The sequence below is a fragment of the Telluria mixta genome, from assembly GCF_029223865.1.
Classification (GTDB): Bacteria; Pseudomonadota; Gammaproteobacteria; order Burkholderiales; family Burkholderiaceae_D; genus Telluria; species Telluria mixta.
In genome coordinates this window covers 3840423-3857833 of sequence record NZ_CP119520.1, presented here as the reverse complement: position 1 = coordinate 3857833, position 17411 = coordinate 3840423, and the positions used below count along the sequence as shown (strand labels likewise).

18 protein-coding genes are annotated in these 17411 nt (G+C 68.1%); 8 read left to right on the top strand and 10 right to left on the bottom strand.

Annotation, left to right across the window (positions count from 1 at the left end; translation table 11 throughout):
• Positions 1 to 8: 8 nt before the first annotated feature.
• From P0M04_RS17105 to P0M04_RS17070, 8 genes are all read right to left on the bottom strand, one after another.
• Complete coding sequence (locus P0M04_RS17105; protein WP_281042456.1) at positions 9 to 512, bottom strand: GGDEF domain-containing protein; 504 nt, start codon at positions 510 to 512, stop codon at positions 9 to 11.
• Positions 470 to 2065, bottom strand: coding sequence for a tetratricopeptide repeat-containing diguanylate cyclase (locus P0M04_RS17100; protein ID WP_281042030.1), 1596 nt, complete (start codon positions 2063 to 2065; stop codon positions 470 to 472). The genes P0M04_RS17105 and P0M04_RS17100 overlap by 43 nt, the downstream gene beginning before the upstream one ends.
• Before the next feature lie 108 nt (positions 2066 to 2173).
• Positions 2174 to 3910, bottom strand: coding sequence for an FAD-dependent oxidoreductase (locus P0M04_RS17095; protein WP_259452811.1), 1737 nt, complete (start codon positions 3908 to 3910; stop codon positions 2174 to 2176).
• Positions 3911 to 3954: 44 nt separating this feature from the next.
• Positions 3955 to 5109 (bottom strand): serine hydrolase domain-containing protein, encoded by a 1155-nt coding sequence (locus tag P0M04_RS17090; protein ID WP_259452810.1) that lies wholly within the window; start codon positions 5107 to 5109, stop codon positions 3955 to 3957.
• Positions 5106 to 5582 carry a CYTH domain-containing protein gene (locus P0M04_RS17085; protein WP_259452809.1) on the bottom strand — a complete coding sequence of 159 codons (477 nt, stop codon included), beginning with the start codon at positions 5580 to 5582 and terminating at the stop codon, positions 5106 to 5108. Before P0M04_RS17085 ends, P0M04_RS17090 begins: the two co-directional genes overlap by 4 nt.
• 10 nt (positions 5583 to 5592) lie before the next feature.
• Positions 5593 to 6717 (bottom strand): M14 family metallopeptidase, encoded by a 1125-nt coding sequence (locus P0M04_RS17080; RefSeq protein WP_259452808.1) that lies wholly within the window; start codon positions 6715 to 6717, stop codon positions 5593 to 5595.
• Between the two features lie 85 nt (positions 6718 to 6802).
• Positions 6803 to 7204, bottom strand: a complete 402-nt coding sequence (locus P0M04_RS17075; protein ID WP_259452807.1) for a hypothetical protein — start codon at positions 7202 to 7204, stop codon at positions 6803 to 6805.
• A gap of 155 nt (positions 7205 to 7359) precedes the next feature.
• The gene (locus P0M04_RS17070; RefSeq protein WP_052170513.1) at positions 7360 to 7602 is read right to left on the bottom strand and encodes a KGG domain-containing protein; all 243 of its coding nucleotides are present in this window, start codon (positions 7600 to 7602) and stop codon (positions 7360 to 7362) included.
• 293 nt (positions 7603 to 7895) lie between these two features.
• On the opposite strand from P0M04_RS17070, the gene P0M04_RS17065 reads away from it, so the two are divergent.
• The 6 genes from P0M04_RS17065 to P0M04_RS17040 all read left to right on the top strand — a co-directional run bounded on the left by P0M04_RS17065 (position 7896) and on the right by P0M04_RS17040 (position 13845).
• The gene (locus tag P0M04_RS17065; RefSeq protein WP_259452806.1) at positions 7896 to 8846 is read left to right on the top strand and encodes a hypothetical protein; all 951 of its coding nucleotides are present in this window, start codon (positions 7896 to 7898) and stop codon (positions 8844 to 8846) included.
• A gap of 174 nt (positions 8847 to 9020) precedes the next feature.
• Positions 9021 to 10004 carry a glycosyltransferase family 4 protein gene (locus tag P0M04_RS17060; RefSeq protein WP_259452805.1) on the top strand — a complete coding sequence of 328 codons (984 nt, stop codon included), beginning with the start codon at positions 9021 to 9023 and terminating at the stop codon, positions 10002 to 10004.
• 7 nt (positions 10005 to 10011) lie between these two features.
• On the top strand, positions 10012 to 11337 hold the full coding sequence (locus P0M04_RS17055; protein ID WP_259452804.1) for a glycosyltransferase: 1326 nt from the start codon (positions 10012 to 10014) through the stop codon (positions 11335 to 11337).
• A 2-nt stretch (positions 11338 to 11339) separates the two neighbouring features.
• The gene (locus P0M04_RS17050; protein ID WP_259452803.1) at positions 11340 to 12164 is read left to right on the top strand and encodes an SDR family oxidoreductase; all 825 of its coding nucleotides are present in this window, start codon (positions 11340 to 11342) and stop codon (positions 12162 to 12164) included.
• Between the two features lie 23 nt (positions 12165 to 12187).
• A complete protein-coding gene (locus P0M04_RS17045; protein WP_259452802.1) occupies positions 12188 to 12751 on the top strand; it encodes a D-glycero-alpha-D-manno-heptose-1,7-bisphosphate 7-phosphatase in 564 nt (187 codons plus the stop codon).
• Positions 12748 to 13845, top strand: coding sequence for a glycosyltransferase family 9 protein (locus tag P0M04_RS17040; RefSeq protein WP_259452801.1), 1098 nt, complete (start codon positions 12748 to 12750; stop codon positions 13843 to 13845). The genes P0M04_RS17045 and P0M04_RS17040 overlap by 4 nt, the downstream gene beginning before the upstream one ends.
• Positions 13846 to 13894: 49 nt before the next feature.
• Here the strand turns inward: P0M04_RS17040 and ftsH are convergent, their stop codons facing one another.
• Together ftsH and P0M04_RS17030 are read right to left on the bottom strand one after the other, a co-directional pair.
• Positions 13895 to 15787 (bottom strand): ATP-dependent zinc metalloprotease FtsH, encoded by a 1893-nt coding sequence (gene ftsH, locus P0M04_RS17035; protein WP_259452826.1) that lies wholly within the window; start codon positions 15785 to 15787, stop codon positions 13895 to 13897.
• A gap of 185 nt (positions 15788 to 15972) precedes the next feature.
• Positions 15973 to 16182 (bottom strand): holin, encoded by a 210-nt coding sequence (locus tag P0M04_RS17030; RefSeq protein ID WP_259452800.1) that lies wholly within the window; start codon positions 16180 to 16182, stop codon positions 15973 to 15975.
• Positions 16183 to 16308: 126 nt separating this feature from the next.
• Between P0M04_RS17030 and P0M04_RS17025 the strand changes: the two genes are divergently transcribed.
• Together P0M04_RS17025 and P0M04_RS17020 are read left to right on the top strand one after the other, a co-directional pair.
• A complete protein-coding gene (locus tag P0M04_RS17025; protein ID WP_259452799.1) occupies positions 16309 to 17019 on the top strand; it encodes a LexA family transcriptional regulator in 711 nt (236 codons plus the stop codon).
• On the top strand, positions 17016 to 17306 hold the full coding sequence (locus P0M04_RS17020) for a hypothetical protein (protein WP_259452798.1): 291 nt from the start codon (positions 17016 to 17018) through the stop codon (positions 17304 to 17306). Before P0M04_RS17025 ends, P0M04_RS17020 begins: the two co-directional genes overlap by 4 nt.
• Positions 17307 to 17411 lie beyond the last annotated feature (105 nt).

Sequence of the window (17411 nt, the reverse complement as noted above, 5' to 3'; positions counted from 1 at the left end):
GATAAACGTCAGGCGCGCGAGCGCACCGGCATGGCGTACTCGACGTCACCGGGCACGACGGACAGGTCCACCCATCCCTGGCGCCAGGCCTCTTCCAGGTCGCGCTCGATCGGTTCCAGCGTCGCCGGGGCGCCATCGGGAAAGCCGAGCACCCCGCACGCGCAATTGCGGCCGCGCGCCTTGGCCCGGTACAGGGCCATGTCCGCCAGGTTGACGACCTGTTCCCAGGTCAGCGCCGTCGCGCCGAGCGCCAGCGGAAACGGCGCGAACCCGACCGAGACGCTGACCGGCACGACGGTACCCCGATGCTCGGCGGCATGCGACGAGATGCCGTGCAGGATGCGCAGCGCGACCTCGTCCAGGCCGTCGTGCGCGACCGCCGGCACGAACACGAGGAATTCCTCGCCGCCCCAGCGCACGATCATGTCGGTCTCGCGCAATGCCAGCCGCAGGTTGTGCGCGACCGTCTTCAGGACGGCGTCGCCGGCCGCATGGCCCAGCGTGTCGTTGATGTCCTTGAACCGGTCGACGTCGAGCAGGAACAGGCCCCCACGGTGCCGTCGCCGCCCGTGCGCCGCTCGTTGCCGGCCCGGCCCATGAATTCCTGGAAGTGGCGGCGGTTGTACAGCAGCGTGAGCGGATCGAGCGCGCTCTGCCGTTTCAATTGCTGGTTCCGTTCTTCCAGTTCCGCATTGGCTTGCCGGACCTTCCGATAGAGCAGTCCGACGACGACCGAAGCCAACCCGAAAACGATGGCGAGCATCCACCAGATGCGTTGATGCAGCCGGCGATTGTCCAGCTCCGCCTTCGTGGCCCGGTTCTCCTGGCGCAGCGCGTCGATCCGGCGCTGCTTGTTCTCGGCCTCGTATTTCTGCTGCAGCTCCATCAACGCCTTCCGGCGCTGCTCGTCGAAGATCTCGCCCGACAGCTTGCGCTCGCGGTTGTACGCGTCGACCGCGCCCTTGTAGTCGCCGGCATGCTCCAGCGCGTAGCCGTACTCGCGCAGCACCGCCAGCAGTTCCGGCTTGTCGCCCTGTTTTTCATAGCTGGCCAGGCCCGCTTCGAACTGCCGCTTGCCTTCGGCCAGATGGCCTTGTCCGAGCAGCGCCTGGCCCAGGTTGACGCGGGCCGTGGCGACGTCGTTGTTGCTCCTGGCGTCGAGCGCGGCCTCCAGCGCCTGCGCGGCATAGGTCTGGGCCTCGTGGAACCGGCCCTCCTTCAGGTAACAATCCGACAGATTGACGAGCGTCGTCGCCGCCATCTGGCGTGCGCCGATGCTGCGTTCAAGGGCGAGTTCCTCGAACAGCGCGCGCCGGGCGCGCGCGAACGCCTTCTGCTCGACAGCCAGCGCATACTCGTCGCCCAGTGCCGTCGCGATATAGCCCGGGGATGCCATCCGCCTGGCCACGGCCAGCGCTTCCCGCTGCGCCTCCCATCCCTTGTCGAAATCGCCCGTGTTCAAATAAAGCTGTACCAGCGTATGCAGCGCACTGGCCAGCGGTGCGGCGTCGTCCTTGATGTGCCGTGCCAGGTCGACGGCGGCATGCAATTTCGCCAGCGCCGCCGGATAATTGCCCTCCTCCTGGAACGATTGCCCTGCGGCGATGGTCGCCAGCACCTTGGTCGGGACGTCGTCCGTCGTCAGGGCGACCCGCTCCGCCTCGAACGCCGTGGCGTGGGACGCGGCCAGTTCTTCCCGCAAATAAAGCGTGTTGGCGCGCCCGATCAGGCCTTTCGCCAGGGCGACGTTGTCATGGTTGCGGCGGCCATACGTGACGAGCTGGTCCGCGAGGGTCAGCGCATGCGTCAGGTCGCCGATCCCGCGCTCGGCGGTGCTGTAGTGGTACAGGAAGTCGGTCCGCAACGATGCGGGCGCGGTAGCCATTTCCCATTCCATCGCGCGCAGCCGGCGCGACGCCTCGTCCGGCACGAAGCGGGCCATGGCGCCGACTTCGCGCAGGCGGCGGGCCTGCGTGTCGTTGCCATGGGCCACGAGCGGGCACAGCAAGACCACGGCGACGCACATTGCGCGCATGCTGGATGATGACAGGACGGAAAAGGCCATTGCGCTCCTCGGGCTGGGCCGAAGGACGGTCGGCCGCGTGCCGGCGCATTATGCCTGCTGTCATCTAGAAGGTTCAACTTAACCGCATCCCTCCCTATGCGCCATGGGTCAGCGCTCGGCCAGGGACGCCAGGTAACCGTGGATCTGCGACACGGCCGCCGCGCCCTCGCCCGCCGCCGCGGCCACCCGCTTGGTCGAGCCGGCCCGCAGGTCGCCCACGGCGAACACGCCGTCGACGCTCGTCTCGAGCGAGCGCGCGCCGTGTTCCGCGCGCGTGTCGGCGCCCGTCAGCACGAAGCCCTTGTCGTCCAGTTCGACGCCGCACTCGTGCAGCCAGTCGCTGTTCGGATCGGCGCCGATGAACAGGAACAGCCGGCGCACGGCGAACGACCGCTCGTCGTCGCCGTCGATGCTGCGGCAGCGCACGCCCGTCAGGCCGTTGTCGTCGCCTTCCAGCGCGGCGATCTCGCGCCGCGTGTGCAAATGGATGTTGGGCGTGGCCGCGATGCGTTCGATCAGGTAGCTCGACATCGTCGCTTCCAGCCCCCGGCGTATCAGCATGTGTACCTCGGATGCATGCGCCGCGAGGAAGACGGCCGCTTGCCCGGCCGAATTGCCGCCGCCTACGAGCATGACGGCTTCGTTGCGGCACAGCCGCGCCTCCACGGGCGACGCCCAGTAGTACACGCCGCGGCCTTCGAACTGCGCCAGGTTGGGCAGGTCCGGCTTGCGGTAGCGCGCGCCCGCGGCCAGCACGACGGTCTTGGCCTGCAGACAGGTGCCGTCATCCATTTCCACCTTCAGCGGCCGCTCGTGGCACAGCAGGCGCGTGGCCTGGGCGGGAATCGCGACCTCGGCGCCGAACTTCAGCGCCTGCACGTACGAGCGACCCGCGAGCGCGCGGCCGGAGATCCCGGTCGGGAAGCCGAGGAAGTTCTCGATGCGCGCGCTGGCCCCGGCCTGGCCGCCATAGGAGCGCTGGTCCAGCACCATTACGTGCAAGCCTTCGGAGGCGGCGTACACGGCCGTCGCGAGGCCGGACGGCCCGGCGCCCACGACCAGCACGTCGAACACGGTCCCGCGCTCGATCCGGGGCAAGGTGCCGAGGCAGCGGCCCACTTCGGCCAGGGTCGGGTTCTTCAGCACGAAGCCGTCCGGCAACGCGACGAGCGGCCAGTCGGATTCGTTGCGCCAGTGCTCGCGCACGAGCTGGGCCGCTTCCGGGTCCGTCTCCGGATCGCGCCGCGTGTACGGATAGGCGTTGCGCGACAGGAAATTCTCGAGCTCGAACAGGCCCTTGTGCGCGTTCGGCCCGATCAGGATGGGACCGCCCGGCTTGTTGTTGATGAGTTGTACGCGGCGGAGGATGAACGCGCGCATCAGGCGCTCGCCCAGTTCGGCCTCGGCCACGATCACGGCGCGCAGGCATTCCGCATCCAGCACGAGGGCTTCCAGCTCGCCCACCGCGAAGCCGTCCGCGAGCGGCGGCCGCCCCGAGAGCTGGGCCACTTCGCCGCTGAACTGGCCGGGTCCGTATTCGATGACTTCGACCCGATTGCCGAGCGCATCCGTCCGGCTGCACGACAACCTTCCGGACAGCACGACGACCATGCCCGGCGAATCCACGCAGGCGCGGAACACGGTGGCCCCGTCCGGCCACGTGCGCGATGTGCCGAAGCGGCGCAGCCGGGCGATGTCGTCCGCGCCCAGGACGGGATAGATCTGGTGGCCGCGCGTGGCCAGGTCGATGGCGGCGCGCGCCTCGGAATCGGGTGCGAGGCTGGCGGAGATGAGTTCGGGATCGTGTTCGGACATGGTCGGCGCCTGGGTTGGTTCGATTGTCATCCTAACTCACACCTGCCCGCCACGCACCCTCTCAAAAGGACGGGTTACCGTACCGGCAGCGCCGCGATCACACGTTTGGCGAATTCGGCCGGATTGCCCGCATGCCAGCGCCACACGATCACGAGATCATGCTCGGGAGACACCACGATGTCGTTGCTCCCGGCGCCCAGCGCCGCGTACGCCGTCGGCGGCAGCCCCGGCAGGTTCTTGCCCTTCGTGTTCAGCCACCACAGATAGCCATAATCGGGACCGTGCGCGCTGGGCGTCAGTGCCGCCTTCACATAGTCCTGCGGTACGATCTGGCGGCCGTTCCAATTTCCCTGGCGCAGCCACAAATAGCCGAAGCGCGCCAGGTCCCAGGAATCGATCCACATGCCGCCGCCCCAGCGCGTGCCGCCGCTGACGGACGCGGCGAGCTTGCCGTTCATGTCCACGTAGCTATTGGTGTAGGGCACCCACTTCCATTGGTGCGACGCGCCGATGGGGTCCATGACCTCGTCCTGGAACACGTCGGGGACGGGCCGGCCGAACACGCGCAGCAGCGACAGCGCGAAGCGGTTGATGCGCACGTCGTTGTATTCGTAGAACGTGCCGGGATCCTGGAACGTGCGCGGCTTGCGCTCGCCCTCGCCGAACGCTTCATGGCCGACGAAGTCCGCGTTCTTGCCCCACATGCTGCCTTCCCACTCGGACTCCTGCTGCAGGTGGTGCTTCCACGTGACGGCCGCGTTGTGAGGCGACGCGTAGCCGCCATCCTTCACGGTCGCGCCGACCGGCTGGTCGAGGTCCGCGATCTTCCCGTCGCGCAGGGCGACGCCGGCGACGGTCGACAGCATGCTCTTTGCCACGGAATACGTCGGGTCGACGAAGTGCGTGTCCCCGAATTCCGCCACGACATAGCCCTTGTAGATGACGACGCCATTCGTCGGCGCGCGTGTCGACGGCAGCGAGCCGAGCGGCTCGCCGAACGTCTGCCGCTGGTCGGAAAAGTCGCGGGCCCGCTCCGTCTCGTGCGCCTGCGCGTACGCGACGGCCTCGCGCAGCTTCGCGGGATCGACACCCAGTTGGGCGGGCGGTTTGTGGGCCCACTCGCCGGCCGGCGGAAAGTAGGACGGCTCCGCCTTCGGCTTCGGCACCGTGGCGCCTTGCGCCGTGGCCATTGCGCACACGGCCAGCGCGAGCAGCAGCCGGCGCTTCACGCTTTGTCCTGCCACTGCGAGTACGGCATCCTGATCAGGCTGGAGTTGTAGTAGCGCTTCTCGCCCGTGACTTCCTGGCCGATCCAGTCCGGCGTCTCGAACGCCTCGTCCTCGGCATCGAGTTCGATCTCCGCCACGACGAGCCCGGCGTTCAGGCCGAGGAACTCGTCCACTTCCCAAGTATGGCCCGCATGCTCGATGCGGTGGCGGATCTTTTCCACCTGCGGCTGCTCGCACAGGCCGTCGAGCAGTTCCGTCGCGTCCGCCACGGGGATCTCGTATTCCCACTCGCCGCGCGATGCCCCGGTACTCTTGCCTTTGATGGTGATGACGGCCCGCTCGCCCTCGATGCGCACGCGCACGGTCCGCACGGGATCCGCCACGAGATAACCCTGGCGCATGCGCGTCGGGGTGCCCTGCCCGCGCCAGCCTTCGTTCGCCAGCAGGAACTTGCGTTCGATCTCGACGCCCATGGGATGCCCCTTAGTCGTCCAGCGATTGCAGGATCGGCTGCAGCATCGCTGCACCCAGCGCGGCGCTGCGGGCACCGTTCCAGCCCACGTACGGGTCGGGCAGGTTGGCGTTGTCCTTGAACGGCATCTCCAGCGTCAGCGACAGGCATTTGAACGTGTGGCCGATGTACTTCGAGGCCAGGGTCAGCAGTTCCTCGTTGTACTTGCTCGCGGCATAGCCGTAGACGTTCTGGAAATCGGGGCTGGCGGCCATGTAGCGCTCGATGAACGCGTTCTGCGCTGCCAGGCGCTCCGGCGTGAAATCTTCCAGCATCTCGCTGCCGGCCACGAAGTTGTACGGCAGCGCCTCGTCGCCGTGGATGTCGAAGAACATGTCGACGCCCGTCTCGTGGATCTTGTTCTTCACGCACAGCACTTCCGGGCTGCGTTCGGGCGACGGCGTCATCCACTCGCGGTTCAGGTTGGCGCCGGCCGCGTTCGTGCGCAGGTTGCCGCGGACGGAACCATCCGGGTTCATGTTCGGCACGATGTAGAAGACGGCGCGCTGCAGCAGCTTGCGCGACACGGGGTTCGAATTGTCGAGCAGCGCATCCATCATGCCCTCGACGAACCACTCGGCCATCGTCTCGCCCGGATGCTGGCGCGCGATCACCCAGATCTTTTTCTCGGCCTTCGGATTGCCGACCACGACGAGGTTCATGTCGCGGCCGTCGACGGTCGTGCCGATGTCGTGCACGCGCGCGATCGGATTCTCGGCCACTTCACCGAGCAGGCGCAGGTGGCGCTCCCAGGTGTAGGGCTCGAAATAGGCGTAATAAATGCTGTCCAGCTCGGGGGTGTGGTTGACGGTCATCACCTGGCCGTCGAAGGAAGTCGGAACCCGGAACCAGTTCTCGGTGTCGTAGCTGGCCGCCACCTGGTAGCCCTCGAAGCCCTTCGGATACGTCGCCTGGCCCGCGTTCAGGAAGCGGATCGTGCAGGCCTGGCCGCGCGCGCCCTGCAGGCGGAAGTGGAACCACTGGTGGATGTCGGCTGAAGAATCCTTGCGCAGCTTGAGGTCGATCTGGCGCGGGTCGGTGGCCTGGACGACGTCGATCGCACCGGAATCGAACAGCTGGCTGATCTTGATGGGCATGGGCGGGTTCCTCGAAAAACGTTCAAAGACCGCATGATAGCCGAGCCCACGCCCGCCGGCCATCACTGACGGCCGGCGCGTCGACTTACGCGTCGAGGTCGATCAGGTCCTTGCTGTAGGCCAGCATGATCTGGCGCATCAGCTCGACGTTGCTGCGGTCGAGGACGACGGTCAGGTCCGGTTTGCGGTCGAGGTTGTACGTCATGCTGATCTTGCCCGGCAAGACCTTGCACTGCACGGTGAACGCGCGCGGGATGTTCGGGTGGTCCCAGTCCCACTGGGTGATCTGCGGACCGGCCGGCGGCGGCTGCAGGTTCGGATCCTGGTTGACCGGCAGGTGCTTCAGGAGCCAGAACACGATCGATGCCGGCACGAACACGGCGACGTCGCTCGCGCCGTGTGCGGAGAATTTGGTCAGCAGAAGGTTGCCGACCCGGTCGCACGACATGGACATGCTCTTGACTTGACGGATGACCGCTGATTTCACGACGAATTCCTATGGGCTAAGTGGTTGAAAGCCCGGGGATTCTACCGCATCCCATTTAAGAATTGTGTTAAAGAAATGCAAAACGGGGAGCCTGCGCTCCCCGTGTGGAATCCCTGGCAGGAGGACGGTGCCGCCACCGTCCCGCCTGCGCAACATTACTGCTTGTTGCCCTTGGACGAGCTGCGCGACGACGAGCCCGAAGCCGACTGGCGGTTGCCATGGCTCATGCTGCCTGCGCGACGTGCCTCTTCCGAGGTGAATTCATGGGCGGTGCCCTTCTGGTGAGCAGCCTTGCCGCCTTCGCTGGCGATCTGGCGCTGACGCTCCGGATCCATCGATGCAAAACCGCGGTTTTTGGTGCCGCCACTCTGTTTGTTGCCTTGGTTGCTGGATGCCATGATGTTCTCTCCTCGTTGCAGTTGAAACCGCCGCGTCCTGCGGCAGGCCTGCCGATGCTGTCGGATGAGCGCTCGGTCGGAAGACATGTTAGGCATGGTGATTGGATGAGACTATAGGAGCATTTCAGATGACTTTGTAGGACAATGTGACACAGAAAATTCACTCTTGAAACACTACTTCCGGTCGTAAATAACTCGTCGGTAATCGTCCTACATATAACCGCAACGTCTTCCTATACTGAAGTCTCTCCCGGACGCGCATCATCTCAGTTCCAGATCGAAAGGAGACGACCATGGACGCGAACCAACGCAGCGAAGCGAACAACCAGACGAACAACGGCGCCAACGAAAAATGGACGCCCGGGTCCGAGGGCGCCAGCGCCGACCGCGGCCAGCCGCTCGACCACACGTATCCGCAAGGCACCGGCGTACAACAGGGCAACCAGCAGCGCGACATCATGGGCGGCCAGGGCGGCGTGGGCGGCCGTGAGTATGGCGAGGATGCCGGCATCCCCGGCGGCTCGATGGACAACCAGATCAACGGCGGCTCCGGCGCGGTGCAAGGCATCACGGACAGCCACCAGCGCCAGATGGAACAGAAATCCGGCGCCTACGGTTTATTGGAACAGCCCGTCGGACATCGTCCGAAAGACTCGGGTGTGAATCTGAACCAGCAACGGGACATGCACCGAGACGTCGTGCGCGGCAACCTGCCTTCGCAAAGCGCCGCGCAGCCCGACCTGCAGGGTGGCTCGCTGTCCGACTCGCGCGGCAACCTGCAGGCCTCCACGCACACGCACGGCGGCGGCATGCACGGCCCGCGCAGCGAACTGCCGTCGCAGCCGCCCCGCGGCTCGATGGGCAACCGCCAGTCGACGTCAGGCACATCAGGCTCGACGCAGGGCGGCGGCATGCCGGGCCCGGGCGCAGCGGGCGGCCATGAAGCCCAGCGCGGCAACACGCAGCTGGACGTGGCCGGCTCCCGCTCGATGTCCAACCAGAACTCCGACGTGGGTGGCGTGCACCAGTCGAACGACGTGGCCGGCGGCCTGCCGCGCTCGCCGGGCAACACGGGCGCGGCCAGCACCGACCGCCAGGGCTCGCAGACCGGTTCCCACAACGGTCCGCCGGTGCACGAGTCGAACGATGCCTCCGGTGGCTACCCGCGCAGCCCGGGCTACGCCAACAAGCTGCACGGCGACGACAACATGGACGACGATACGGGGTTCAAGCGCAAGCCTTGAGGTGTTCTTGATCCAGATTCAAGCGCCGGGCTAGTCCCGGAACCCAGCCATTTCGCTCGCGGTCGAAGCTGTCACATTGCCAGACCGCGAGCGAAGCATGCCAAACCAGAACGGGATTGCACTCGAGCTTAGTGCCGCCGACAGTGCCGCCGCCATGCGGGCAAGGGAGGCGCCATGCGCCGCCTGAACGTCCTGACGTGGCACACGCATGGCAGCTACCTGTACTACCTGTCCCATGCGCCGCACGACTTTCACGTGCTGGTGAAACCGGGCCGTCCGCCCGGGTACGGCGGCCGCTGCGGCCCCTTCCCGTTCGGCCCGAACGTCCACGACCTGCCCGCCGACCAGGCGCGCACGCAGACATTCGACTGCATCCTGTTCCAGGAAGACCATCACTGGGAACGCGACCAGTACGAACTCCTTACGCCGGCCCAGCGCGCGCTGCCCCGCATCTACCTGGAACACGATCCGCCCGGACTCCCCCCGGACGACAGCGCCGCTGACGCCCGCCGGCCGCAATGGCCGACCGACGTGCGCCATCCGGTCGACGATCCCGCCGTGCTGCTCGTGCACGTCACGCCGTTCAACGACCTGATGTGGGACAGCGGCCGCACGCCGACGCGCGTCATCGAACACGGCGTCGCCGTGCCCGACGGGGTGCGCTGGCGCGGCGACGTCGAACGGGGCCTCGTGATCACGAACCACCTGGCGCGGCGCGGCCGGCGCATGGGTGCGGACCTGTTCGCCCGCCTGCGCACGACCTTGCCCCTCGACCTCGTGGGCATGGGTGCGACGGACCTGGGCGGCCTGGGCGAGGTCGACCACCCGCAACTGCCCGCGTTCGCCGCCGCCTACCGGTTCCTGTTCTCGCCCGTCCGCTATTCCAGCCTCAGCCTGTCCGTCATCGAAGCCATGACGATCGGCATGCCTGTCGTCGCGCTGGCGACGGCCGAGATGGCGACCGTGATCGAGCATGGCGTCTCCGGCTTCGCCGTGACCGACACGCGCCAGCTCGCCGCCGCCATGCGCGCGCTGCTCGGCGACGCCGGCCTGGCGCGCAGCCTGGGCGAGGCGGCGCGGCTGCAGGCGCGCGAACGCTTCGCCATCGCCCGCTTCAGCGCCGACTGGGATGCCGCGCTGCGTGCCGTGACCAGTTGACAGCGCCATGAAACTCGACGACCAGCCACGCGCTGCCGCGACGCCCCGTCCGGCCCACCCTGCCGGCAGCCGCCGCATCGCCCTCATCAGCGACCACGCATCGCCGCTCGCCGCACCGGGCAGCATCGATTGCGGCGGCCAGAACGTCTACGTCGCGCATCTCGCGCGCGAGCTGGCGCTGGCCGGCCACCTCGTCGACGTCTTCACCCGCCGCGACGACGCGAAGCAGAAGCAGCTCGTGCGCTGGCGCGAGAACCTGCGCGTCGTCAACGTGCCCGCCGGGCCGGCCCATTACGTCCCCAAGGAGCAGATGCTGCCCCACATCCCGTCCTTTTCCCGCTTCACCGCCCGCTTCGCCCGCCACCAGCCGGTCCCGTACGACATCGTGCACGCCAACTTCTTCATGTCCGGCATGGTCGCCCGCCACCTCAAGCAGGCGCTCGGCCTGCCGTTCGTGATCACCTTCCACGCGCTCGGCCGCGTGCGCCGCCTCGCGCAGGGCACGGCGGACGCGTTTCCGGCGGCGCGCACACGCATCGAAAGCGGCCTGATGCGGCACGCCGACCGCATCATCGCGGAATGCCAGCAGGACCGGCAGGATATGGAACGCCTGTACGGCGCCAGCGGCGAACGCATCGCGATCGCCCCATGCGGCTTCGATCCCGACGAGCTGTGGCCCATGCCGCGCGACGAGGCCCGTGCCGCGCTCGCGCTCGACCCCGACCGCTTCACCGTGCTCCAGCTCGGACGCATGGTGCCGCGCAAGGGCGTGGACACCGTGATCGAAGCGGTCGCGCTGCTGCGTGCCGCGTACGGCATCGATGCCGGACTGCTCGTCGTCGGCGGCGACGCCCAGCCGGGCGGACGCGACGGCGCGGAACTGGCACGGCTGCGCGCCCTCGCCCATACGCTGGGCATCGACGGCCACGTGCAGTTCGCCGGCCAGCAGCCGCGCGCGGCGCTGCGGCTCTGGTATGGCGCGGCGGACGTGTTCGCCACGACGCCGTGGTACGAGCCCTTCGGCATCACGCCCGTCGAAGCGATGGCCTGCGCCCGTCCCGTCGTCGGTGCCGACGTGGGCGGCATCAAGAGCACCGTCGTCGACGGCACGACCGGCTTCCTCGTGCCGGCGCGCGACCCGCAGGCGCTGGCCGCGCGCCTCGCCCGCCTGCAGCGCGATCCTCCGCTTGCGCGCACGATGGGCGAAGCCGGACTGCGCCGTGCCTACCGCCATTACACGTGGCGCACCGTCGCCCAGCAGGTCGCGGCCGTCTATGCCGCCGTCCTTGCCGAAGCGCGCGCCCCCATCGCCCTGCCCCAACCCCAGGAGTAAGCATGGCCGACCTCAATGCCTCAACCTCAACCTCGACCTCCATCGCCGCGCAACCGGCCTTGGATGCACTTCCCGACCCCGCCCCGGACCCGATCCGCTGGCAGCGGCCCCTGCACGGCAGGGTCGCGCTCGTCACGGGCGCCGCCAGCGGGCTTGGGGCCGCGCTGGCCGCCGTGCTGGCGGCGGAAGGCTGCGACCTCGTGGCCGCCGACATCCGCGCCGACGCGCTGCAGATGGCCATGCCGGCCCTGCTCGGCCACGGCGTGCGCGCGAGCGCGCTGGCCCTCGACGTCGGCGACCCGGGTGCCGCGCGCGCCGCCATCGAACGCTGCGTCGCGACGATGGGCCGCATCGACATCCTCGTCAACAACGCCGGCACGGACGTCACCCTGCCCCTGTCCGACCTGTCCGAACAGGACTGGCTCCGTGTCATCAACACGAACCTGAACGGACCGTTCCTGCTGGCCAAGCACGCGGCCGCGCACATGCGCAGCCAGGGCGGCGGCGACATCGTCAACGTGACCTCCACGGCGGCCAAGCGGGCCTGGCCGAACGCGAGCGCCTACCACGCCAGCAAGTGGGGGCTGCTCGGGCTGTCGCATGCGCTGCATGCCGAACTGCGGCCGCACGGCATCCGCGTCACGGCCGTCGTCGCGGGCGGCATGCGCACGCCGTTCCTGCTCGACCGCTTCCCCGACCTCGACCCGACCCGGCTGCAGGATCCCGCCAGCGTCGCCCAGGCGATCCGGCACGCGCTGCTGCTGCCGCGCGAAAGCGTGATCGCGGAACTGACCGTCCTGCCCATGCAGGAAACCTCCTGGCCCTGAACAGCCCCTATGAAAGCCGCGCCTTGAAAGCCATATTTCTCGACAAGGACGGGACGCTCGTGCCCGACCTTCCCCACAACGTCGAGCCCGCGTGCATCACGCTGTGCCGCGGCGCCGGCCCCGCGCTGCGCCTGCTGGCGCGGCTGGGCTACCGGCTGTTCGTCGTCACCAACCAGCCGGGCATCGCATTCGGACGCTTCGCCGCGGCCGCGATGGACGCCGTGAACGCCCGCGTACGCGACCTGCTGCTGCACGAACACCTGGCCCTCGACGGCTTTTATTTCTGCCCGCACCATCCGGAAGGCACGGTCGCGCCCTGGGCGATCGAATGCCATTGCCGCAAACCGCTGCCCGGCCTGCTGCTGAAGGCGGCGCACGAACACGGCATCGACCTGCGCGCATCGTGGATGGTGGGCGACATCCTGCACGACGTGGAGGCCGGCAACCGGGCCGGCTGCCGCACCATCCTCATCGACAACGGCAACGAGACGGAATGGCGGCTCGGCCCCCGCCGCGTGCCGACGCGCATGGCGCCCGACCTGTACACGGCCGCCGTGCTGATCGCCAGCCATGGAGACACGCCATGACGGCCACGTGGCTGCAAGCCCGGCGCATCCTGTGCGTGCGCCTCGACTCCCTCGGCGACGTGCTGATGTGCACCCCGGCCATGCGCGCGCTGCGCCAGGCCGTGCCCGGCCGCACGCTGACCCTGCTGAGCTCCCCGTCCGGCGCCGCCGCCCTGCCCTTCATTCCCGAGCTGGACGACGCCATCGCCTGGTCGGCGCCGTGGACAAAATCCGCCACGCCGGCCACCGCTTCGGCCACCGCTCCGGCCCCGCTCGCCACGCTCGCCGCACGCGCCTTCGACGCGGCCGTGATCTTCACGACCTACACGCAGAGCGCGCTGCCGGCGGCCCTGCTGTGCCAGCTGGCCGGCATCCCGCTGCGGCTGGCGCACTGCCGCGAAAACCCGTACGACCTGCTGACCGACTGGGTGCCCGAGCCCGAGCCGGCCACGCTCGTGCGGCACGAAGTCCAGCGCCAGCTGGCCCTCGTGCAGCGGGTCGGATGCCGCAGCGCCGACCTTGGCCTGTCGTTCGTCCCCCGTCCGGCGGACTTTACGGCGGCGCGGGCACGCCTGACCGCCGCCGGCATCGACCCGGACCGGCCTTGGATCCTGCTGCATCCGGGCGCCAGCGCGGCTTCGCGCCGCTATCCGGCGGGACACTGGGCACACGTGCTGCGCCTGCTGGCGCAGGAACTGCAACTGCCCCTCGTGCTCACGGGCAGCGCGGAGGAATGCGAGCTCGTCGACGGCATCCAGTTCGCCAGCGCCGTGCCTGCCGTCTCGCTCGCGGGACGGCTTGCGCTGGGCGAGCTGGGCGCGGCACTGCGCCTGGCGGCCATCGTCGTGACCAACAACACCGGACCCGCCCACATGGCCGCGGCCGTGGGTACGCCCGTCGTCGACCTGTACGCCCTGACCAACCCGCAACACACGCCGTGGAACGTGCGCAGCCGCGTCCTGTTCCACGATGTGCCGTGCCGCTTCTGCTACAGGAGCACGTGTCCGGAAGGCCACCAGGCGTGCCTGGACGGCGTCGCGCCGCAGCGTGTCGTCGAGGCCGTGCGCGAGCTGCTGGGCGCGACGCAGGCAGCGCCGGCGGCGGTGCCGACCTGACCGGGGCCACGCGATGCTGCGCCTGCGCTTGTCCTTGCCATCGTGCCGATCACCGTCCGGACTGTTTGTCCGCCACCGGTTCCGCGGTCGGCGGCGCGGACGGTGCGACGACGGGTCGCACCGCATGCGCACGCACGAGCGCCTGCAGCGCGTCGCGTTCGACGGTTTCGTGGTCGAGCAGTTGGCGGGCCAGCGCATCCAGCAGCGGCCGCTGCTCGCGCAGCGTGACCCGGACGCGCTGATGCGCCTCGTCCAACAGCCGGGCGATCTCCGCATCGATCAGGCGCGCGGTGCGTTCGCTGTACGCCGTATTCGGCGGCTGGACCGGCGCATACGGCGCGGCGGCCGGCTGCTCGAACGTCGCGAGTCCGAGGCGCTCGCTCATCCCGTACTGCGCGACCATGTGGCGCGCGAGGTCTGTCGCCATCTGCAAGTCGTTCTGCGCCCCCGTGGACAGGTCGCCGAACACGAGTTCCTCCGCCACGCGTCCGCCGAGCATCACGTCCATCCGGTCCAGCAGTTCGCTCTTCTTCAGCAGGTAGCGGTCCTCGGCCGGCAACTGCTGCGTATAGCCGAGTGCCGCGATGCCGCGGGGGATGATCGACACCTTGGCCACGCGATCGGCATGGGCGCGGAACTCCGCCGTCAACGCATGCCCCGCCTCGTGGAACGCCACGGTTTCCTTTTCCATCGGATTGATCAGGCGCGAGCGCTTTTCCATGCCCGCGATGACACGGTCGACGGCTTCCTCGAGGTCGCTACGCTCGACCCGCTCCTTGCCGCGCCGCGCAGCCAGCAGCGCCGCCTCGTTGATCAGGTTGGCGAGGTCGGCACCCGCAAGACCGGGCGTCTTCGCGGCCACGGCCGCCAGGTCCACGTCCGGCGCCAGCCTGACCTCGCGCGCGTGCACCTGGAGGATCTTCTGGCGGCCCTTCAGGTCCGGCCGGTCGAGCGCGACGTGGCGGTCGAAGCGGCCGGGACGCAGCAGGGCCGGGTCGAGGATCTCCGGACGGTTGGTGGCGCCGAGGATGATCACGCCCTTGTTGGTGTCGAAGCCGTCCATCTCGACGAGCAGCTGGTTGAGCGTCTGCTCCTGCTCGTTGTAGCCGCCGACGACGCCGGCCACGCCGCGCGCCCGGCCCAGCGCATCGAGCTCGTCGATGAAAATGATGCAGGGCGCCACCTTCTGCGCCTGCACGAACATGTCGCGCACGCGGGCAGCGCCCACGCCGACGAACATCTCGACGAATTCCGAGCCGCTAATCGAAAAGAACGGCACCCCGGCCTCCCCGGCCACGGCCCGGGCAAGCAGGGTCTTGCCGGTGCCGGGCGGCCCGACGATCAGCACCCCTTTCGGAATGCGCCCGCCGAGCCGCCGGTAGCGCTGCGGATTCTTGAGAAACTCGACGATCTCCATCAACTCGTCGCGCGCCTCGTCGATGCCGGCCACGTCGTTGAAACTCACGCCGGTCTTACTCTGCATGTAGACCCGGGCCCGGCTCTTGCCCACATCAAACAGCCCGGCCGCAACGCCACCCCGCTTCGCCATGACACCCCACATCCAGAACAGCAGGAGCAGCGGCAGCGCCCACGACAGCAGCGTACTCAGCCATTCACTGTGCTGCTGGCCGAAGTAGCGCACGTGCGCCGCGTCGAGCTCCTTGACGAGATCCGGATCGGCCACCCGGACGGCGTTGAACGGGCACAGCCCATCCGCATTGCACTTGACGGACTCGGCGCGGTTGCGGGGCAGGATGGCGTCGAGGCCGCCGGACTTGAGCGTGCCGGACACGCTCGTCTCCGCCAGCGTGACCTCGTTGACCTTGCCGCCGTGCAGGAGCTCCTTGAACTCGCTGTACGCCAGCGGCGACGACGTGATCACGTCCGTCACCGACTGGAACAGCATGAACAGGACGATGGCGAACAGCCAGTACCACAGCATGGGACGGAGCGTCGGGCTGCCGCCGCCGTCCGCGCCGGGCCCGGTTGGAGTCCCCTTCGTATCGGACATATCGTTCACGCCGCCTCCCTGCGCCTGAGCTCATTCAGCGCCTACACCTCTCGCCCCACTGTCTGACAGATCACGCCCACATCACTTTGACCTGGATCAAAGTGACGCGTTCACGTCTAGTGCCGCTCCAACTGCGCCAATCGCGCCTCGCACTCGCGCTGCTCGCGCCGGTCGCGGCGCCAGGTATACAGGGTATTGGTCAGGCAGGTCAGGACGGCGGTCGCAATACCGACCGCCGCGCCGACGTCCGCCATGGTCAACGACGCGCCGATCGACGCCATGCCCGCGACATAGCTGGCCACGCCGAAAATACTTGGTCTGTTCATCACTGTTCTCCCCCATCGATAGCTCGCCTCCCTTCACAAACCCCGGCAAGTCGAGTAGAGTCCAGTATAGAACTCTAAACTGATCAACGTCAAGAACACTAAACTCAACTGAGTGCAGGCCCTGAAATGAACCTCTTATCCGACCGCCTCGACCACATCTATCGCACCACGCCCCACCTCGAAGGCGAGCGTGGCCAGACCGGCCTCGTCAAGGCCTCGGGCGCCTCGAAGAGCGTGGTGAACCAGTGGCTGACCGGAAAAATCAAGTCGATGGACATCCGCTACGCGCTGAACATCGAGCGCGAACTCGGGTTCTCGCACATCTGGCTGATGACCGGCGAAGGCGACGCGCGCCAGGCGCCCTTCCACGGCCTGAAGGACGGCATGCCGGTGCGCCCGGCCGATAACGACGACGCGGAATTCGTCCAGATCCGCATGGTCAAGCTGCGGCTGTCGGCCGGGATCACGGGCTTCCAGACGGAGCCGGAACGCCGCGACGGCGGCACGCTCGGCATGCGCCGCACGTGGATCGAACGGCACAACTACCATCCCGACCACCTGATGGCCATCCTCGTCAAGGGCGAGAGCATGGAACCGGCGCTGTACGCGGGCGACATCGTCATCATCAACACGCTCGACACGAAGCTCGTGGACGGCGCCGTGTACGCCTTCAACTACGAGGGCGAAGCCGTCGTGAAGCGGCTGACGCGCGACGCCGGCAAATGGTGGCTGATGTCGGACAATCCGGACCAGCGCAAATACCACCGCAAACTCTGCCAGGGCAATGCGTGCATCGTCATCGGCCGCGTCGTCCGCAAGGAAAGCGACCGGATATGAAGCTCGAGGTCGCCCTCGCCGAGCTGAAAGGCGTGCGCGTGGCGCTGGCCTTTCCGCCGCCGGCCTGGGTCGCGCCCGGCGTCGGCGACGTTCTGCTGGAACGCCTGCGTCCTTACTTCCCCACCCTGCCCATCCTGCTCATGTCTGTGCAAAGGAATGGCGTGCGCGCGCATGCCGCGTTCCAGGCACAGGCCCTCGTCGACGGTGCGGACCTGACGCACCTCGCGCGCACGACAATTGACCTCGACGTGCCGCCGGACCCGCCGGACGAGCCGCCGCCGTTCTAGCCATCCGGCCGGCAAAACGTTTTCGCTCCGACTCCCGTCAACACGTCGCCACGCCCTGAAAACGCCTAGTTAAGCGTTTTCCTATTTTTGTTGACACCGCTTCCT

Excerpts from the sequence above, each read along its gene's own strand:
- P0M04_RS17060 (WP_259452805.1), top strand. The coding sequence starts at position 9,021 with ATGCGCCGCCTGAACGTCCTGACGTGGCACACGCATGGCAGCTACCTG.
- P0M04_RS17050 (WP_259452803.1), top strand. The coding sequence starts at position 11,340 with ATGGCCGACCTCAATGCCTCAACCTCAACCTCGACCTCCATCGCCGCG.
- P0M04_RS17100 (WP_281042030.1), bottom strand. The coding sequence starts at position 2,065 with ATGGCCTTTTCCGTCCTGTCATCATCCAGCATGCGCGCAATGTGCGTC.
- ftsH (WP_259452826.1), bottom strand. The coding sequence starts at position 15,787 with ATGCTGTGGTACTGGCTGTTCGCCATCGTCCTGTTCATGCTGTTCCAG.
- P0M04_RS17030 (WP_259452800.1), bottom strand. The coding sequence starts at position 16,182 with ATGAACAGACCAAGTATTTTCGGCGTGGCCAGCTATGTCGCGGGCATG.
- P0M04_RS17070 (WP_052170513.1), bottom strand. The coding sequence starts at position 7,602 with ATGGCATCCAGCAACCAAGGCAACAAACAGAGTGGCGGCACCAAAAAC.
- P0M04_RS17095 (WP_259452811.1), bottom strand. The coding sequence starts at position 3,910 with ATGACAATCGAACCAACCCAGGCGCCGACCATGTCCGAACACGATCCC.
- P0M04_RS17055 (WP_259452804.1), top strand. The coding sequence starts at position 10,012 with ATGAAACTCGACGACCAGCCACGCGCTGCCGCGACGCCCCGTCCGGCC.
- P0M04_RS17085 (WP_259452809.1), bottom strand. The coding sequence starts at position 5,582 with ATGGGCGTCGAGATCGAACGCAAGTTCCTGCTGGCGAACGAAGGCTGG.
- P0M04_RS17065 (WP_259452806.1), top strand. The coding sequence starts at position 7,896 with ATGGACGCGAACCAACGCAGCGAAGCGAACAACCAGACGAACAACGGC.
- P0M04_RS17020 (WP_259452798.1), top strand. The coding sequence starts at position 17,016 with ATGAAGCTCGAGGTCGCCCTCGCCGAGCTGAAAGGCGTGCGCGTGGCG.
- P0M04_RS17025 (WP_259452799.1), top strand. The coding sequence starts at position 16,309 with ATGAACCTCTTATCCGACCGCCTCGACCACATCTATCGCACCACGCCC.
- P0M04_RS17080 (WP_259452808.1), bottom strand. The coding sequence starts at position 6,717 with ATGCCCATCAAGATCAGCCAGCTGTTCGATTCCGGTGCGATCGACGTC.
- P0M04_RS17040 (WP_259452801.1), top strand. The coding sequence starts at position 12,748 with ATGACGGCCACGTGGCTGCAAGCCCGGCGCATCCTGTGCGTGCGCCTC.